This window comes from Embleya sp. AB8, assembly GCF_049739465.1.
GTDB lineage: Bacteria > Actinomycetota > Actinomycetes > Streptomycetales > Streptomycetaceae > Embleya.
On the sequence record NZ_JBMHHY010000004.1, the window covers coordinates 135,007 to 153,041 of the forward strand.

Here is an 18,035-nt window from a genome sequence, read left to right on the forward strand (position 1 = left end):
CTCCCCGCCCACTTCCCCGTCCGCTTGCCCATCCACCGGGCGGACCGCGTCCCCACTCACCGCACGACCTGCCCGGCCCGCCCGGCCGCCGGGTCCTGCCCCGCACGGAGTGGCTCGACCGGCAACCGGGCCAATACCCGGAAGCCGCCCTCGGGGCGCGGTCCGGCGGTCAGCGTCCCGCCGCACAGGTCGACGCGCTCACGCATCCCGGTCAGGCCGTGGCCGGCGTACGGGCTGCCGGATTCGCTGCGGCCTCGCCCCTCGTCGCTCGCATCGATGGTCAACTGCCGTTCCCCGTAGGTCAGTACGACCCGTGCTCGATCGGTGTCGGCGTGCTTGACCACGTTGGTCAGCGCCTCCTGGGCGATCCGGTAGGCCGACAGTTCCAGGCCCGGCGGCAGTGGACGCGGGCGGCCGGTCACGACCAGGTCCACATGTACCCCGGCCCGCGCCGTGGTCACGACCAGTTCGTCAAGGTCGGCCAGGCCGGCGGTCGGGCGCAGGTCGGCCGGGGTCGGCGGGCCGTCTCCGGCACCGTCGGGGGCGCGCAACACCCCGAGCAGGTGGCGCAGTTCGACCATCGCCGAGCGGCTCGTACGGGCGATCGAGGCGAGCGTGGGCTGCGCCTCCTCCGGGCGGGCGGCGGCGATGTATCCGCCCAGTTCGGCCTGTACGGCGATCACGCTCATGCTGTTCGCCACGATGTCGTGCATCTCCCGGGCGATCCGCAGGCGTTCCTCGACCACGGTTCGCCGCGCCTGCTCGACGCGGGCCTCGGCGGCGCGCTCGATCTGCTCGCGCAGTCCCGCCTCGTACGCCTGCCGCTTGCGGGCCGCAACCCCGGCAACGCAGGCCGCCGCCAAGGCGATTGCGATCGGTACGAGCCGGGCGAACACGTCCGAGCGCAGTCCGGCCGGGGAGGTCGGCGACGTCGCGCACACCCCGGCGACCGCGAGCGCGCCCAATACCCCGACCAGTGCCCAGGTCGCCGCCCGATCGCGCCCGGTGCGGCCGACCATGAAGACCACCAGGGTCAGGCCGAGCAGCGGCGACTTGGGATACGCGTACGTCACCAGGAGCAACGCACTGGATACGGCCAGTCCCAGGGCGACCCACGGCAGCGGCCGACGCAGCCCGATCGCCAGGGTGGTCGCGACCAGGAACACCACCCCAGCCCATACCGGCATCGCCACATCGCGCATCTGTCCCAGGTCGGGCGTGTCGAACAGGGCGACCGGTAGCGCGATCAGCCAGTCGATCGCGATCCAATGCCGCGCGGACCAGCGCCGCCCCACCGGAAGACGACGTTCGGGCACATCGGCGGTGGTTTCATACACATCGGGAATCTAACCCGTTCACTCGGCGATGGCGTCAGGGCACGGGGGTAGGCCGGTGTGTCGACAGGTGACGTACGCGAGGCCGCCGGGTGGGCTTCGGTACGCCATCACGCCGACCGCGCGGACACGCTCCTGCCCCGATGTGCGGGCGGGCCCGGACCGGCGAGCGTTGGGTCATGATCGGACACACGACCTCGGCGACCTCGGCAGCCTCGTCGCTTCCGCCGGGTTTCGGACCCGGCGGCGCGACCCGCCTCGGCGGACCGGACGGGCCGCCGGGCCCGGCAGTCGGCCCGCCCAGTCCGGGCGCCCCCACTCCCACTCCCACCTCCACTCCCACCCCCGCGTGCATCGGGAAACCGGCGGCGGCGCCGTGCTGAAACACAACCTCCGGACCTTCCTCGCCCACCGGCTGCGCCTGCTGACGTCGGTGCTCGCCGTGGCGCTCCCGATCGCGTTCGTCGCGGCGACCCTGATTCTGACCGACACCCTCGGTGCGGCCGATGCCGCCGGGGCCCGGGCGACGGCCGCCGATGTGACCGTCTCGCCGGTGGCGGGCGGGGATGACGGCGCAGCCGTGCGCGTACCGACCCTGCCGCTCGCCTTGGTCGACCGGGTTCGGCGGGTGGCCGGGGTCGGCGCCGCGTACCCGACAGTGAGTGTGCGTGACGCGGTCGTGGTGGACCGGGCAGGGCATCGGCTCGGCGATCGCTTCACCGTCGCGGGACTGCCCCCGACGGCGGCGGCGGGCTTGGTCGCCGGGCGGGTCCCGGTCGGGGGTGGCGAGGTGGTGTTGGATCGGGCCGCCGCGGCCGCCGCGCGGGTGCGGGTCGGCGATGCGGTCCGGGTGGCGGCCTCGCCCGGGACGTTCTCGGCCATCGTGGTCGGCCTGGTCGCGCCGCCGGCCGACGTCCCGGGCCTGGTGTTCGTGTACCTCGACCCGGCGAGCGCCGCCGCCCGCCTGCTCGGCGCGCCCGATGTGATCACCGCCGTGTCGGTGGACGCCGCGCCGGGTGTCGATGCCGAGGTGCTGCGCGACCGGGTGGCCGGGGCGCTGGCCGACGTACGCTCGATCGAGGTGGGTACTCGGGCCGAGCAGGACTCGGATGCCGACGGCACGGTGGCCACGCTGCGGGCGATGTTGCTCGGCTTCGCCGGGATCGCGTTGCTGGTCGGCGTGTTCCTGATCGTCAATACGTTCGCGATGCTCACCGCTCGGCGAACTCGCGAGCTGGGCCTGCTGCGGGCGCTCGGCGCGGGTCGTGGGCAGGTCAAGCGCGGCGTACTGGTCGAGGCGGCGTTGCTCGGCCTGGTCGGGTCGACGGTGGGGCTCGTGTTCGGCTACGGGGTGGCGTTCGGGCTCGGGCGTTGCTTCGACTTCGGGGCCATCGCCGGTTCCCTGGGCGGGCGTTCGCTCGGTGGGGATGCGCTTGTCGTGGCGCCGACGACGCCGGTCGTGGCGTATCTGGTGGGCGTACCGGTGACCATCGCCGCCGCCTATCCGCCGGCGCGGACGGCGGGCCGGGTTCCGCCGATGGCCGCGTTGCGCGAGGCGCCGCGCGAGCCGGCCCGAACCTCGCGACGCCGTACGCTACTTGGCGTCGCGCTGCTCGTGCCGGTGGCCCTGGGCGCCGTCGCGGGCGGCATGCAGGCGCTGATCCCGGCGCTGGCCTGCTCGTTGGCGGCGTGTGTGGTGCTGGGGCCGATCCTGGTCCGCCGGTTGTTGCCCGTACTCACCAGTGCCCTGCCGGCCGGCGCGGGCGCGATGGGCCGACTCGCCGCGCGCAACGCGGCACGCGATCCGCGCCGGACCGCCTCGACCGCCGCCGCGCTGATGATCGGCGTCGCGGTGGTGTGCGCGATGTCGGTGACCGGCGCGTCGATGGTGGCCTCGCAATCCGCCCTGGCCGACCGGATGCTCGGTGCCGATCTGGTGATCGCCGGCGCCGGCAAGGACCTCGCCGGCAACGCGGGCGACGCGTCCTTCACCGACGAAGTCGCCGCTGCGGTACGGGCCGTGCCGGGGGTGGCCGCGGTCGCGAACGAACGCCAGAGCGGCGTGAGGGTGTTGCTCGGCACGGGAAGCGCGGGGAACGCGGGACACGGGGGAAGCAGGGGAGGCGGGGGTGACACAGGCGGCGCGGGCGGCACGGGCGGCCCAGGCAGCCCGGGCGGCCCGGGCGACGGGTGGGAGCCGGCCGCGACGCTGTACGGCGAGGACCCGGACTTCCCGACCATGCTCAAGGCGCGCTACACATCGGGCAACGCGGCCGACGCGCTCGCGCACGGGAAGGTCGTCGTCGGCGACGACTACGCGGCGCGGCATCATCTGCGGGTGGGCGATACGGTACGGCTCCGCGCCGAGGGTGGGCCCGAACTCCCGTTGACGGTGGGCGCGATCCAGGTCGTGGAGCCGCCGGGGGGCAGTATCGGCCGGGTCCGGGGCGCGCCGATGGTCGGCAACGCCACGTTGGACCGGCTCGATCCGAAGGCCCGCGCGACCACGGTATTCGCGACGGTGGCGCCGGGTGCGGACCGGGCCGGCGTGACCCGCGCGGTCCGCGCCGCGTTGGCCGACCACCCGCAACTGACCTGCCTGGACCGCTCGGGCTACCGCGCGGCGGCCCGGGAGCGGGTCGAGGCGCTGCTGCGGGCGGTGTACGCGATGACCGCCCTGGCCATCCTCCTCGCCGGCCTCGGCGTACTCAACACGCTGGCCCTGTCCCTGCTCGAACGCACCCGCGAAATAGGCCTGTTGCGTGCGGTAGGCGCATCCCGGGTACAAATCGCGCGCCTGATCCGCCTCGAATCCCTGGCCATCGCCGCATACGGCACGCTGCTCGGCCTGGTACTGGGCCTGGGTTGGGGCATAACCAACCAACGCACCACACCGGCAACCACGATCCTGGCCATCCCCTGGCCGACCATCGCGGCGGTATCAATAGGCGCAACGGCAATAGGGGTGGCTGCCGCGATCATGCCCGCCCGCCGAGCAGCCCGAATGCACGTCCTGACCGCCCTGGGCGACACCTGAGGGGCCCGGCAGCGGCATGCCGCCCCCGGTACTCGGGGATCGAGCAACCGAGTTCGACACGGCCCTCGACACCGCCCTCACCGCCGAACTCGGCCGCCATAGGGCCGACGGCCGCCTCGCCAAAACGGTCGGCTTCGCCTATGAGTCGGTGCGAAAGCCGACTTCCGGGCGAGAACACGGAACACACCTAATCATTTGTTGTTTTGCATGATGGTGATATGACTCGACGATTACTCAACGTCGTCGAACATATATTCATGTGGTACATATCGCAGATACCGGGGTATGCCTCGGGCGACGTCAATGCGCGTTTCGTACCGGTCGCGGAGCGCGCCCGGGATGTGCACCGGCCCACCGGAACGGGGCCCGCCATCTCGGTCATCGAGAAGTACGTTCCGCCTGGCGTGAAATGGGGGCGCCCATGGCTACATGGGACGACCTGATCGCACATCTGCAAGCTGTCCCGGAGGGCGTATACGAGGGCTGGAACGCCCAGGACGGCTACGACAATCACACCAAGTGGGGGCGGGAGTTCGGCGAGGACGGCGTCCCGTGGTGCGTCATCTTCGACTGGTGCATGTACAACGAGGTGGGTCTCGCCGACATCGTGCCCAAGGTCGACAACGTGACCGCCTTCGCCCAATGGGCGCGGGCGCACAACCAGTGGTCGGAGTACCCGAGTTGGGGTGCGTGGGTCGACTTCGGCAACGGCGCGCACACCGAGATCGTGGTGCGCTTCGACGACGTACACGTGTACACCAAGGGCGGCAACACGATCCCGACCGGCGGCGACGGCGGTCAGGGGAACGGCGTGTACTCGCACACGTTCCTCCGCACCGACCCGAACGTGATCGGCTACTTCGCACCACGCTTCCCGGACGGCTGCCCACCCACCGCGGACCCCGACGACTACCGAGGCGGTTCGGCCGACGGCGGCACACCGACGGTCAGCCTCGCGAACGTCGTGGACTCGGCCGAACACGACCCACCCGCTCCACAGGGCTCCGCCGCACACCGTACCGACGTCCTCGTGGTCGAACAGGCCCTCAACGCGGAGGGATTGCTCGCGTCGGCGTATGTCGACGGCTCGTACGGGACAGCCACGATCCGCGCCTACGCGGCCTACCAGCGCCGCCTCGGCTTCTCCGGCACCGACGCGAACGGCATCCCGGGCCGAACCTCCCTCACCCGCCTCGGCAACCAACACGGCTTCCGGGTGGTGTGAGACACCACCATCGAGGGGCGACAGGGTCGGGCCGGGCATCCGACGAGTACGGGAACTCGGCCCGACCTTCCCGGACTTCGTGACCGGTCAGGCCGAAGCTCCGGCACCGTCGCCAAAGGTCGTTCGCTCCGGCGGTAACCCCGAGCTCGGCCCTGGCCCCGGCCCCGGCCCCGGCAACGCTTGCTCACGCGCGCCGGTTCCACCCGCCTGAACTCGGATCGGCTTGGCTGGGATCGGCTCGGCTCAGCAGCCGGCGCAGTGTCGTCGGCGTATGGCCCAGGTATTGGCGTACCGTCCGGGTCAGGTGCGACTGGTCGGCGTAGCCGAGGTCGGCGGCCAGGGCGCCGAGGCCGGTTTCGCCTGCCTCCAGGCGGTCGAGGGCTCGGCCGAGGCGGACTCGGTGGCGGTAGTGGGTGACCGATACGCCGAGTTCGCGCGGGAAGGCGCGGCTGAGCCGATATGGGGAGACGCCCAGCAGCTCGGCGAGGCCGAACAGGGTGTGTGACGCGGGGTGTTCCGCGGTGATCGCCTCGCGGGCCGCCGCGACGAGTGGCGCGTCGCGGCGGGAGGCGTCGCCGTTCGGGGTCGGCCGGGTCACGGTCCGGCCGACCGCGGCCGACAGCAGGGCGAGGAGTTCCTCGGCGAGGGCGTAGTCGGCATCCCCCGCGCGGGCAGCCGACAGTGTCCGTCGATGAGCCAGGTCGAGGTGTGCGTCGACGTAGATCGTCCCGGTGGCCGGCCGGGCGTCGTCCCCGGCCATCGTTCGCCACAGGTCCGGCGTCACCGTGATCGACGTACAGACGTCGCCACCGGCCGGGTGGGCGAACTGCTCCTCCTCGCCCGGCGCGGCCAGGTAGGCCATTGTCGCGTCCACGTCGGCGGGCACACCGGCGGCGCGGCGGCGGAACCGGCCGCTGCGGACCAGGATCATGCGGTAGTCGTCGCCTACCTCCGCCGCCGACCAGCCGGTGTGCTCGGCGCGGCACGACACCGCGCTGATGTGGAAGTCGGGACGGGTGACGACGGACAGGGACGTGAGCATGGCTCGCACGCTACGCGCAGGGTCCGACAACCGCGGCCGCGATCTCTCCCTCGCAAGGATCTTCAAGACGAGCACCCACCGCCGCAGGCAGGCTGGTCGAGACACGACGAAGTGCGGTGCGTACTCGGCGCACCGGCGCCGTCGTGGCTCAATCACCGCCGATGGCAAGGATCTTCAGCATGCCCATTCTCGAAAGCCTCGGCACGGTCGTCCTCGACTGTCTCGATCCGGCGGAACTCGCCGCGTTCTACGGAAAGGCCACCGACTGGGAGGTCACGTACAGCGACGACGACGTTGTATACCTGGGCAACGGCGCCTCGACCCAGATCGCCCTCCAACGCATCGAGGGCTACCGGGCGCCGAGTTGGCCCGACGGCACCAAGCACGCGCACCTCGATTTCACCGTCGCGGACCCGGACCGCGCGGTCGACGAACTGCTCGCACTGGGTGCGTCCCGGCCGGAGTTCCAGCCGGGTGACGGCCAGTGGGTGGTACTCGTCGATCCGGCGGGTCACCCGTTCTGCGTCGCTGCCGGGGGCTGAACACCCGGCCGATCGGGGGCTGTTGACGTTCTCGTACGCGCATGAGACGCCGGAGGGCACCGTGCACCACGCGGCGCCCTCCGGCAGATGCGGGCGAGTACGAACCGACACGAACTGGTGCGACTGATGCGAACCGATACCTGACCGGAAACCGACAGAACGAACCGTCGGCTGTGCGTGAATGGCCTCAGGAGAGCAGTCGGGACAGACGGGCGGCCTGTCGCTCTGCGGTGCCCGGTGGGTTGCGGGGGTTCTCGGGGTCGTCGAAGGACAGCAGGAACAACCACACCAGGGCCAGCAGTCGGCGGCACTCGGGAAGTCGGGTGCGCTCGACCGGGTCCAGGTCGAACTCGGCGAGGAACGCGGCGACATCGAGGGGGTGTTCGACCCAGCTCGCGACGTGTTCGGTGATCTCGGCCAGCTCGAAAGCACGATCGCTGCGGCCGGATTCCTCGAAGTCGACGATCCGGACCCGGGAGCCGTCCCACAGGTAGTTGGCAAGATTGCCGTCCCCGGGACCGAATACCGGCACGACGTCCGGCCGGACCGGTCCGTCCATCCCCGAGCGCGCCAACCATTCGAGGCCACGATCCATGGCCTCCCCCACCCGCACGCCCACTCGCGGGCGGGCCTCGGGCGTCCAGGCATGGATCTGGGCGACGAGTTGGTGCTGTTGGCCGGGCCGGATCGGGACCTCGGACAGTACGTCGGGCGGAACGGCCGCGTACAACTCGCCCAATGTCGCGGCCAGGGCGGCGAGTTGCCGATCGGCGAGCAACTGCCCACGCAGCGGCTCACCCGGCAACCGGGACATCACCACGGTCGCCTCGACGGCCTCGAGTTCGGCCCGCTCGGGAACCGGGGCAAGGCCCGGCGCGTAGGTGTCGAGTAGCCCGAGCGCCCGCCACTCCCGCTCGCCCTGCTCCCGACTTCCGGGCCGAAACCTCTTGACCACGCGGTCGGTTCCGAGTGTGAGGTGGTGTGTGCTCCACGAAACAGCGGTCGTCTCCAGGACGGTCTTCCTCTCTCGGCCGCGCCTCCGAGCACAGAGCGAAGTCGCCCGCACCCGCGCACTCCCTGCCACGCTACGTGGCGTGAAGTTGCTCGGCGCAGCGCGCGCGGACCTCGGCTTTCAGTTCCTCCACCGCGCGGCCCCAACCGGCTTCCCATTCTGCGCTCGGTCCGGCGGTTGCGTGGTCAGCGCAGCAGGGGGAGGAAGATCGTGTCGACGATCTCTTCGAGGGCATGGTCGGCGGCGGGGGCGAAGGTCGTGAGGAATTCGTGGCGCAGCAGGTCGAAGGGGAGGGACTTGATGCGCTCGGTGAGGCGTTCCGGGGCGACCTCGCCGCGTTCGACGGCTCGGTCGAAGAGTGTGTCGACGGCTTCCTTGCGCCCGGTGGTGAGCGGGTCGGTCAGGTCGCTGGGGCGAGTTCCGGTCGCCTGATGGTAGGCGGCCAGATGCGCGATCATCACTGTGGCGAGCTCGACCCGGGTGGCGTTGATCTCCCGCATGAGGGTGAGGACGTCCCCGCGCAGGCTTCCCGTGTCGGGAATGTCCAGGCGGGATTCCTTCAGGGTGTGGGAGATGGCGGCCCGGACCAGTTCGTCGCGGTCGGACCAGCGCCGGTACAGCACGGGTGGGCTGGTGCCCGCGCGCTTGACGACGGCGTCGATGGTGAACCTGGCGTAGCCGTGGATGGTGAGTTCTTCCCAGGCCGCATCGAGGAGTGCCTTCTCCAGTGCCGCCCCGCGGCGCCGCTCGGTCATCCGCAACCCTCTCCCTAGATAGACTTGCCTATCTTATTCTAGCGCCCTACGCTGGCGACCGTAAGATAGACACGTTATCTTAAGGAGCCTTCATGGACGCCGCCGGCGCTCGGTCGCCAGCCGTTGCCGCAACCCCCGACCGCATCGACCCGACCCTGCGGCGAATGACCTTCACCCTGATCATCGGCGCGCTCGCGGTCATCTTCGACACCACGATCATGAGCGTCGCCATCGACGACCTCTCCGGGCAGCTGCACGCCCCGCCGGCCACCATCCAGTGGGTGAGCACCGCCTACCTGCTGGCCCTGGCCACCGTGATGCCGGCGGTCGGCTGGCTCCAGGCGGCCCTGGGCGGCAAACGCCTGTGGATCGCGGCGCTGGGCATGTTCCTCGTCGGATCACTGCTGTGCGCCACGGCGTGGGACGCCCCGAGCCTGATCGGTTTCCGGGTGGTCCAGGGCTTCGGCGGCGGCATCATGATGGTGCTGATGACCACGCTGATCATGCAGGCGGCCAAAGGCCGCGACATCGGCAAGGTCATGTCCCTGATCACCGTGCCCACGGCCCTCGGCCCGGTGCTCGGCCCGGTACTCGGCGGCCTCATCCTGCAACTGGGCGACTGGCGCTGGATCTTCCTGTTCAATGTGCCGTTCTGTGTCGTCGGCGCCTACCTCGCCGCCCGCAATCTGGCCGGGGACCGGCCGGATCCCCGCCCCCGCCCCCGGCTCGACGTGGTCGGCATGCTGCTGCTCTCGCCCGGTATCGCCGCCGTCATCTACGGCCTGACCCGGATCGGCGGATCCGAGGGGCCGGCCGACCTCACCGTGACGCTACCCCTCGTCGCCGGGCTCGCCCTCCTGCTCGGCTACCTCGGCTGGGCACTGCGACGCGGACCGGACGCGCTGATCGACGTGCGGCTGTTTCGCCACCGCGCCCTCGCCTCGTCGTCGGTGCTGGTCTTCCTGTCCGGCGCGGCGCTCTACGGCACCATGCTGCTGCTGCCGCTGTACTGGCAGCAGGTACGCGGCCAAGACGCCCTCGGCGCCGCGCTGTTCCTCATCCCGCAGGGCGTGGGCACCCTCATCTCCCGCTCGTTCGCCGGCCGGTACATGGACCGCTTCGGACCGCGCCCGGTCGCCATCGTCGCCTTCGTCCTCACCTGCGCGGCCACCGTGCCGTTCGGCTTCGTCACCGCCGCCACCGACAACACCGCGCTGATGGCCGTGTTGTTCGTGCGCGGCATCGGACTGGGCGCCGCCATGATCGCGATCATGGGCGCCGCCTTCGTCGGACTGGAATCCGCGGAGATCCCCCAAGCCTCCGGCATCAGCCGTGTCGCCCAACAGGTCGGCGGTTCCGCGGGCACCGCGCTGCTCGCGATGATCCTGCAGCGCACCTCCACCGGCGCGCACACACCCGCCGCACTGGCATCGGGATTCGGCAACGCCTTCTGGTGGGCGACCGCGTTCACCGCCGCCGCCGTCCCACTCTGCCTCCTCCTGCCGGGCCGACCCGGCCCACAACCGCAGGACCGGGACCAGGACCAGGACCACGACCAGGACGAAGACCAGGGCGAGGACCGGCGGGATCGCCGAGCCGAGCCCGAACAGGGCCACGGGACCAGCTTGAACGCCTGAGCGTGCCCGGGTTCACCTTCGGGTCCACCTCGGGTTCACCTTCGGTGGCGGGCGGCCGGGACTCGCCCGGCGGCGTGGCAACACCCGCCCGGGCCCGGGCCCCACGCGCACGGCACCCCGGGACGGCCTTCACTCTCACTCTCGTGCGTTGCGCAGCTTGAGAACGTAGGTCGCGGTGAGCGCGACGGCACGGTCTTCATCATGGGACAGCTCGGCAAGGGCACGTGACGTCGTGGCCCCCGGGATGTCCGCGAGCGCCTGGGTCAGCCGTCGACGTACGGGCGCTCCGGTGGTGCCGGAGGCGAGGCGGTCGACAAGCCCGGTGGCGATTCGATCCGCCAACGCGGGATCACTCGCCAGCGCGCTCAGTGCATCGGCCGCGTCGGCGTCGTTCCTCCCCTCGACGATCATCTCGATGAGCGTCGGGATCGCGTCGGCGACACCGCGTGCCCCGAGTGCCAGGGCCGCGTACGCGCGGACCACGATGTCGGGATTCGTGAGGGCGTCTCGCAGGAGTGCGGTCGCCGTACCGTTCGAAATCTCCGCGATGGACCGGACGGCACGTTTCCGCACCTCGGCCGCGGGTGAGCCGAGGCCCTCCGCCAGCAATGGCAGTGCCGGCCCGGCCTCGCCGGATTGTGCCAGAGCCCAACGCAGGGCCCCGGCGACGTTCGGGTCCGACTCGCTCAGCACGGCCTCGACCAGGGCTTCCACCGGCACGGGAACCTCCTCGACCGCGGACAGCGCCGCGCGCTGCCGCGCCCCCGCGCTCTTCGACCCCAACGCCCGGAGGAGCACCACGATTTGCAGGACATCCTCCCAGCCCGCGGGTTCCGCGGCGCCGATCCGACGGAGGCGCGTGAGCAGATCCGTCTCCGCCGCGATGCGGTCCCGCGTCTGGCGGATGAGGTCGTCGACGAGTTCCGCGGGCGCGAAGCCGGGGTCGTCGAGCGCGCGCCCGACGTCGCGCAACGACAGCCCCAACGACCGCAGGCTCTCGATGTGGAAGATCCGCCGGACGTCCTCGCCGGAGTACTCGCGATAGCCGGATTCGGTACGGCCCGTGGGCCGTACCAGGCCGAGCGATTCGTAATGCCTGAGCATGCGGGCGCTGACCCCGGACCGTCGCGCGACATCACCGATCAACAACACCCACCGCTCCTTCTATCCGGCCCCGCCGAGGGCGGCGACGCGCTTCGCCTCCTCGATCGCGGACGCGAATCCGGCATCCGGGTCGCGCCACAGCCGTCCCGTCGCGATCGCGTGCGTGCGCACCCGAGGATCGGGATCCGTGGTCGCAGCGCCCACCGCCGGCAACATCTCCTCCCCGAGCGCGATCAGCGCCCGGCTGAGGCTCAGTTGCGTCTCGTGTTCGCCGCGCCCGAGCTGTGTCGCCAACACTACGGCCAACGCGGGCTCCTCCCCTTCGGGCACGAGCACCACCGCTGCCCGCCAGGCACTCCGGGCCACCTCGTCGTCGGCGTCGGCCAGCAGCGCCGGGGTGATCGCCGGCCACGCCTGCCGATCCCCGGTCTTGGACAGCGTATGCAACGCCTGGCTGCGTGCCTGCGCACACTCCGAGCGGACCTCGTCGAGAAGCAGCGGGAGTGTCCTCGCCGCGGCGTGGCGGGTGAGCGCCCACGTCAGCATCTCGCGCACGTAGAACTCGGGTTCGACCGCGCATCGCTCGACGAGCTTGCCGACGAACCCCGGATCCGGGCTCGTACCGACCGCCAGCGCCGCCTGCAGCCGAACCGACGGGCTATCGCTCTCCAGCGCCTGGAGGGCCCGCATCGTGTTCGCGCCGTTCGCGTCCTTCGCGCCCTTCGCGTCCGCTGCGCCTGTCACATCCACCGCGCCCGTTACATCCTCTTTCGACATGGTCACCGGGATCACCTCCTCGACACAGTGAAGGCCTTGTCACCGTGTCAAGGTCAAGCGGAGCCGGGCCGAGCGATGCTCGGGGACTCGACCACGCAGGGTCGCCGTGACTCCGGACGGATCCCCGCATGCCCGCTGGGGGTGGCCGGACGGTCGGACGGTCGGACCCTTGGACGTGAAACCTCGTCGCCCTCCCCCGAGCAGGGCCCGCTTCGAGCGCGGCCTCCGCATCGAACGGCCCCAGGAGGTTGCCGTCTAACCGATCGAGAAGGTGGCGCCGGGCGCGGCATAGTCGACAGGGCCGTCGAATCGGGCCGAGGCGCGTGCCACCGCCTGCTGCGGAGTGAGGAAACGGCCGACGTGGGTGACGATCAGCCGGCCTGCCCGGGCCGCGCGGGCCGTGTCGCCGGTGTCTTCGGGCGTGTGGTGCACCTGGTCGCCGGCGGCCGGCGCCTGGGCGCTCTCGGCCTCGCACAGCAACACGTCGCAACCGTCGGCCAGTTGCGTGAGGCTCGGGCAGGGTGCCGTGTCTCCGGAGTAGACCAGCGACCGGCCCTCGGCCTCGAAGCGTACGGCGAAGGCCGGGATGCCGTGTTCCACCGCACGGCTGGTCATAGTGAGGGCGCCGACGCGCGCTTGGTGCCCGTCGTGCAACTCATGGACGGCAAAGGCGGACTCGACCGGGCTACGCGTCGAGCTGTTGGTCAGGAAGTGGGCCAGCCGGTCGGCGATGCCAGGCGGCCCGTACAGGGGGATGGGCGCGGCGAGCCGAATGTCCGCGTGGAGCGCCGCGTAATAGGCGGTGAGCAGGTCCGCACTGTGATCGGCATGCAGGTGCGAGATCCAGATCGCGTCCAGCTCATCGAGCCGCACATGCCGCTGCAACTGCGCCAACGTCCCGCTGCCCGCGTCCACCCAGACCCGAGTCTCGCCGCTGGACACCAAATAGCCGGAACAGGGGTTGTCCACGCTCGCATAGGGCGTCGCACATCCCAGAACGGTGAGGCTCAGAAGATCGCTGGTCATCCGGCAGTTTATAGAGCGCGTGCTCCGCAGGTTCCGACAATTTCTGGCGGCTGTCGCCGACCATGGCCAAGCCTGCTGCGGCGACCAGGCAGCGGCCGAGCCCACTGCCCCATCATGCAGAGTGACGCGCCGGCTACGCGACGCTCTCCGCGAGCCGCTCGCGGAACTCGCGCACCACCGGCGCCGACCCGTGCGTGCGAGTCGGCTCGCCGGCAGCCGCGCCGCGTGTGCCGACACGGCGTCGACGGCGAACTCGTCGAGCGTGACCCGCCCTCGAGTACCCATGGTGTCGGGCTTGGGTTGACCTGGAGTGTGGTCCAGGTTGTTGACTCTCGGTCGGGCCCGGGGGATTCCGGGTTTAATCGATAGGGGGCGTTGTGAAGTATCGGGCTATTGGGGTTGAGGTTGCTACTCGGCGTGAAGTCAGTGTGCTTGCGCTTGGGGCCATGTTGTTCGGGTCGGTTACCGACGAGGCTACTTCGTTTGCCTTGCTCGATCGGTATGTGGAGGCCGGGGGGAATTTTATTGATACCTCTGATAATTATGCGTATTGGGTCGACGGGGGGCTTGGGGGGCACAGTGAGGCATTGCTTGGCCGGTGGTTGCGTAGTCGGGGGGTTGGCGATGAGGTGGTGATTGCCACCAAGGTGGGTGCGGCTCCGCTGGCGGCCGGGACGGGGTTTGTCGATAACGCCGAGGGGCTTTCGGCGAAGGTGATTCGGGAGGCGGCGGAGCGGAGTCGGGAGCGGCTCGGGGTGGAGAAGATCGACCTGCTTTACGCGCATATCGAGGATCGTGGGATCGCGCTGGGCGAGACCGTCGAGGGGTTTGCCGAGTTGGTGGCCGAGGGTGTCGTCGGACTGCTTGGAGTCAGCAATCATGCGATTTGGCGCGTGGAGCGGGCTCGGGCGCTCGCTGCAGCCGCGGGGGTTCCCGGGTATGAGGTTTTGCAGTATCAGCACAGTCATCTTCGGCCGCGCTACGACATGCCGAATGCGTTCTCCGAGGATGGCAGCATCGGGCATGCCGGGGCGGAATTGTCGAGTTACCTGCGGGCCGAACCGGAGTTGACCCTGGTGGCGTATTCGCCACTGCTGGGCGGGGCCTATGCGCGCGAGGAGAAGGTACTGCCGCCGGATTATGATCACCCCGGTACTCCCGCTCGCCTTGCGGTGCTTCGGGAGGTCGCCCGGGAAACCGGGGCCACGGTGAATCAGGTGGTGTTGGCCTGGCAGATCGGTGGTGCGCTGCCGATTATTCCGTTGGCCGGGGCGTCCTCCGTCGCGCAGTTGGCGGAGAACCTGGCTGCCGTGGAGCTGGAGTTGACGGCCGAGCAGCGGGCGCGGCTGGACGCCGTCGGGTGACGAGGGGCGACGCCACCGCGCCCAGGGCGTTCAGCATTGCCGTCAGGGCCGGGTGGTGGGGTTCGGCGGAGGTGCGGACGGCGGCGTAGACGCCCCTGACCGCCTCCGGGTTGCGCAGGTCGCGGACGACCACGCCCGGTTGGGGGTGGTCGCCGAGGCCCATGCCGGGGATCAGGCTGATCCCGAGGCCGGCCGCGACGAAGGCCTGCGCCGTGACGTAGTCCTCGGCCTGGACCGCGAAGCGCGGGGTGAACCCCGCCGTGTCGCACACCGCGAAGATGGCGTCCATGCACGGGCCGGGCCACGCGCTGCCGATCCAGGGTTCCTCGGCCAGGTCGGCGAGTTCGAGGTCGGTGTGGGCGGCGAGCGGGTGCCCCTCGGGGAGTACGACACGGTAGCTGTCGGGGCGCAGGTAGATCAGCCGGACGCCGTCGATCGTCGGGGATGCACCGGTACGGATGATCAGCGCCAAGTCGGCGCGCCCCTCCCGGACTTCGGGCAGCGGGTCGTCCGGATCGGTGAGCCGCAGGTCGACCCGGATCCCGGGATGGTCGCGATGCAACGCCGCGACCGCAGGGGCCACCAGCGCCGCCCCCACGCTGGCGAAGTAGCGGACGGCGACCCGGCCCGAGCGCCCCGCGCACAGGTCGGCCATCGCGGTCACCGCGGCGTCGACGCGGGCGCCGATGTCGGCCGCATACGCGGTGAGTACCCGCCCGGCCTCCGTGGGGCGTACGCCGCGCGCGGTGCGTTCGAGCAGTGGGAGGCCCGCCTCACGTTCCAGTGTGGCGATCTGTTGGCTGATCGCCGAGGGGGTGTAGCCGAGCCGCCGGGCCGCAGCGGTGATCGAGCTCTCCGCGACCACCGCGTGGAGCACCTGCATACGCCGTACATCGAGCATGCAGTGCAGCTTAATACCGCGTGAAGATCTTTTCGCTTGTCTTAAGTGATGGGTGGCGGCGACCGTGGTCATTGCGGGGTTCGTTCGCGAGCCCGGAGCAAGGCAGCAAGGCAGCAAGGCAGCAAGAGCAACAGCAGTGACAGCAGCAACAGGTCACGGGACACCGCACACAGGAACACACACGGAGGCACCCCTCATGCCAGGACTGATCGTCGTCGGAGCCGGGCCCCTCATCGGGCAGTCCGTCGCGCGCCGTTTCGCCCGGGAGGGTCTGCCCGTCGCGGTGATCGCGCGGAATCGGGACACCGTGGACAAAATCGTCGCCGCCGTACAGGGCGACGGCGGCCGGGCACTGGGGTTCGTCGCGGACGCCACCGACGAGGACGGCCTGCGTACCGCGATCGACGCCGCGGTGGCTGCGCACGGCGTACCCGACGCCCTCGTCTACAACGCGGCCGTGATCCGCTCGGACCGGCTCGGCGAGTTGTCGGCGGGTGAACTCCTGGACACCCTCGCGGTCAACGTGGTCGGCGCGCTCACCGCCGCCGCGCACATCGGGCCGCGCCTCGCCGAGGCCGGGCGGGGATCGATCATCATCACCGGCGGGATGCGCGAGCCGACGCCGAGCCGGATCAGCCTCTCCCTCGGCAAGATCGGCGTACGCGGGATCACCGCGCTGCTGGCCGGGGAGTTCGGCCCGGCGGGGGTCCATGTCGCCACCGTCACCGTGTGCAACCAGGTGCGGCCGGGAACGGCGTACGACCCGGACGATATCGCCGAGCACTACTGGGATTTGCACGTACAGAAGCCGGAAGACTGGGAGCAGGAGGTCGAGTTCGTCCGCTGACGACCACGGCGGGCGATCGGCGACGTAGGCGAGGCCGAGGACCGAGTGCGAGGACCGAGTGCGAGGACCGAGTGCGAGGGCGAAGACAAGGACGAGGACGAGGGCACCGGGTCGGTTGCGATGCCCTCGTCCCCTGGTCATCAGCTCCAGGTCATGTTGATCTCGCGTTCGAAGTCGACGTAGCCCGCGCGCCGGAAGGCGTTCGCCATCGGGATGTTGCCGAGGTCCGTGGACGCTCGGATGCGTGGGACGTCCTGCTCGGCGAGGATTCGAGTGCCCTCGGCGAGGATCTCGTCGATGTAGCCGTTGCCGCGGTGCGCGGGGAGTACCGCGAGGTAGGCGATGATCGGGTTGTAGGCGTTGCGGGCCGGGATCACGAAGCCCACCGGGTCGCCGTCGGGCAGGGTTGCGATCCGCCACCATTCCCTCGGCGTGGAGTAGCGCGCGAGTTCGTCCTCGTAGTGTCGAATCGCCGCTTCGCGTACCGACATTTGCTCCAGCTCGGCGCGGCTGTGCGCGTCCAGCGTTCCGGTCAGCACGGCGGTCATCAGGTCCAAGAGCTCGTCGGCGTCCCGGAGCGGACGGAACGTCAGGCGCCCGCTCGGTTCCGGAATCGGCGTCCCGGGACGCCATTCCAGCCGCAGTCGTTCGACCAGCAGCCGCGCGCCGAGCCGGGCCAGTACCGCCATCCGGTCCTCGACGACCCGCGCGGTGGCCGGGTGTTCGCGCCAGTCGGGCGGGACGAAGCGGGTGTACTCCGGCGGAGGGGTCCCGGCAGGCAGGATCGCGGCGAGCGCGGTCCGCACCAGGCGCTCCGCGACATCGACACGGTCCGACGCCCAAGCACGTTCGGGCGTCGAGGCGCGCTCGGGCGTCGAAGCACGTTCGGAAGCGTCGTTGCCGCCGTCGTCGACGTCGAGCACGTCCAGCAGCAGTGGTACGTCGTCCCCCGCCCGGCTCCACCACGCGGCCCTGGCCACCAGTCGGTCGCCGCGCAGCGCGACCCACAGCCAGTGCGCTCGGCGACGGCCCTCGGCCAGGTCGTTCGCCAGTTCCTTGTCCAGGGCGTAGGGCAGTCGGGTGAAGAGTTCGAGTTCCTCGGGTCCGGTGATCGGACGCATCGTCAGGTCGGCCGGATCGGCCGGGTCGGTCCGGTAGTTGTTCGGGTTGTGGTCGTTCTGTTCCACGGTCAAGGCACGCTCCGGTGAAGGCGCCCGTCCGCTCCGGGGGTCAGACGCGGTCCGCGCCCCGGGAGGACACAGGCGCAGTGATCATGGCGATCATGGGCTTATCCCCTCCTCTCACCGTCCTGGCCCCGCGGCCTGCCGCCGCCGGGGATCCGGCGATTACGTCTACCCGAGTCGCCACCCGGCCCGCAAATCATTTTCCGCCCCGGACGCCTGCGGTGGCGGGGTTGGGGTCGACGCGGGCC

At 70.7% G+C, this 18,035-nt stretch carries 15 protein-coding genes; 6 read left to right on the forward strand and 9 right to left on the reverse strand.

What is annotated here, in order from left to right; translation table 11 throughout:
* Positions 1 to 56: 56 nt before the first annotated feature.
* Positions 57 to 1,337, reverse strand: coding sequence for a histidine kinase (locus ABIA38_RS07305; RefSeq protein WP_424637621.1), 1,281 nt, complete (start codon positions 1,335 to 1,337; stop codon positions 57 to 59).
* A 346-nt stretch (positions 1,338 to 1,683) separates the two neighbouring features.
* On the opposite strand from ABIA38_RS07305, the gene ABIA38_RS07310 reads away from it, so the two are divergent.
* Both ABIA38_RS07310 and ABIA38_RS07315 read left to right on the forward strand, forming a co-directional pair.
* A complete protein-coding gene (locus ABIA38_RS07310; RefSeq protein WP_424637622.1) occupies positions 1,684 to 4,371 on the forward strand; it encodes an FtsX-like permease family protein in 2,688 nt (895 codons plus the stop codon).
* Positions 4,372 to 4,792: 421 nt separating this feature from the next.
* A complete protein-coding gene (locus ABIA38_RS07315) occupies positions 4,793 to 5,596 on the forward strand; it encodes a peptidoglycan-binding domain-containing protein (RefSeq protein WP_424637623.1) in 804 nt (267 codons plus the stop codon).
* Positions 5,597 to 5,780: 184 nt separating this feature from the next.
* On the opposite strand, the gene ABIA38_RS07320 is transcribed toward ABIA38_RS07315, so the two are convergent.
* Positions 5,781 to 6,638, reverse strand: coding sequence for a helix-turn-helix domain-containing protein (locus ABIA38_RS07320; protein WP_424637624.1), 858 nt, complete (start codon positions 6,636 to 6,638; stop codon positions 5,781 to 5,783).
* A gap of 179 nt (positions 6,639 to 6,817) precedes the next feature.
* Between ABIA38_RS07320 and ABIA38_RS07325 the strand changes: the two genes are divergently transcribed.
* Positions 6,818 to 7,180 (forward strand): VOC family protein, encoded by a 363-nt coding sequence (locus tag ABIA38_RS07325; RefSeq protein WP_424637625.1) that lies wholly within the window; start codon positions 6,818 to 6,820, stop codon positions 7,178 to 7,180.
* Between the two features lie 187 nt (positions 7,181 to 7,367).
* On the opposite strand, the gene ABIA38_RS07330 is transcribed toward ABIA38_RS07325, so the two are convergent.
* Together ABIA38_RS07330 and ABIA38_RS07335 are read right to left on the reverse strand one after the other, a co-directional pair.
* Positions 7,368 to 8,135, reverse strand: coding sequence for a phosphotransferase family protein (locus ABIA38_RS07330; RefSeq protein WP_424637626.1), 768 nt, complete (start codon positions 8,133 to 8,135; stop codon positions 7,368 to 7,370).
* A gap of 242 nt (positions 8,136 to 8,377) precedes the next feature.
* Complete coding sequence (locus tag ABIA38_RS07335; RefSeq protein ID WP_424637627.1) at positions 8,378 to 8,947, reverse strand: TetR/AcrR family transcriptional regulator; 570 nt, start codon at positions 8,945 to 8,947, stop codon at positions 8,378 to 8,380.
* A gap of 164 nt (positions 8,948 to 9,111) precedes the next feature.
* Here ABIA38_RS07335 and ABIA38_RS07340 point away from each other — a divergent pair, with 164 nt between their 5' ends.
* The gene (locus ABIA38_RS07340) at positions 9,112 to 10,584 is read left to right on the forward strand and encodes an MDR family MFS transporter (RefSeq protein WP_424637628.1); all 1,473 of its coding nucleotides are present in this window, start codon (positions 9,112 to 9,114) and stop codon (positions 10,582 to 10,584) included.
* Positions 10,585 to 10,719: 135 nt separating this feature from the next.
* On the opposite strand, the gene ABIA38_RS07345 is transcribed toward ABIA38_RS07340, so the two are convergent.
* From ABIA38_RS07345 to ABIA38_RS07355, 3 genes are all read right to left on the reverse strand, one after another.
* Entirely contained in the window at positions 10,720 to 11,733 is a 1,014-nt protein-coding gene (locus ABIA38_RS07345) for a HEAT repeat domain-containing protein (protein WP_424637841.1), read from the reverse strand.
* Between the two features lie 15 nt (positions 11,734 to 11,748).
* Positions 11,749 to 12,378 carry a HEAT repeat domain-containing protein gene (locus tag ABIA38_RS07350; RefSeq protein ID WP_424637842.1) on the reverse strand — a complete coding sequence of 210 codons (630 nt, stop codon included), beginning with the start codon at positions 12,376 to 12,378 and terminating at the stop codon, positions 11,749 to 11,751.
* A 342-nt stretch (positions 12,379 to 12,720) separates the two neighbouring features.
* Entirely contained in the window at positions 12,721 to 13,491 is a 771-nt protein-coding gene (locus tag ABIA38_RS07355; protein WP_424637629.1) for an MBL fold metallo-hydrolase, read from the reverse strand.
* Between the two features lie 377 nt (positions 13,492 to 13,868).
* Between ABIA38_RS07355 and ABIA38_RS07360 the strand changes: the two genes are divergently transcribed.
* Positions 13,869 to 14,855: an aldo/keto reductase gene (locus tag ABIA38_RS07360; RefSeq protein WP_424637630.1), complete on the forward strand. Its 987-nt coding sequence runs from the start codon at positions 13,869 to 13,871 to the stop codon at positions 14,853 to 14,855.
* Here the strand turns inward: ABIA38_RS07360 and ABIA38_RS07365 are convergent.
* Positions 14,746 to 15,756: a LysR family transcriptional regulator gene (locus tag ABIA38_RS07365; protein ID WP_424637631.1), complete on the reverse strand. Its 1,011-nt coding sequence runs from the start codon at positions 15,754 to 15,756 to the stop codon at positions 14,746 to 14,748. The genes ABIA38_RS07360 and ABIA38_RS07365 overlap by 110 nt on opposite strands.
* 196 nt (positions 15,757 to 15,952) lie before the next feature.
* On the opposite strand from ABIA38_RS07365, the gene ABIA38_RS07370 reads away from it, so the two are divergent.
* A complete protein-coding gene (locus ABIA38_RS07370; RefSeq protein ID WP_424637632.1) occupies positions 15,953 to 16,603 on the forward strand; it encodes an SDR family NAD(P)-dependent oxidoreductase in 651 nt (216 codons plus the stop codon).
* A gap of 140 nt (positions 16,604 to 16,743) precedes the next feature.
* Here the strand turns inward: ABIA38_RS07370 and ABIA38_RS07375 are convergent, their stop codons facing one another.
* The gene (locus ABIA38_RS07375) at positions 16,744 to 17,724 is read right to left on the reverse strand and encodes a GNAT family N-acetyltransferase (RefSeq protein ID WP_424637843.1); all 981 of its coding nucleotides are present in this window, start codon (positions 17,722 to 17,724) and stop codon (positions 16,744 to 16,746) included.
* Positions 17,725 to 18,035: the final 311 nt, after the last annotated feature.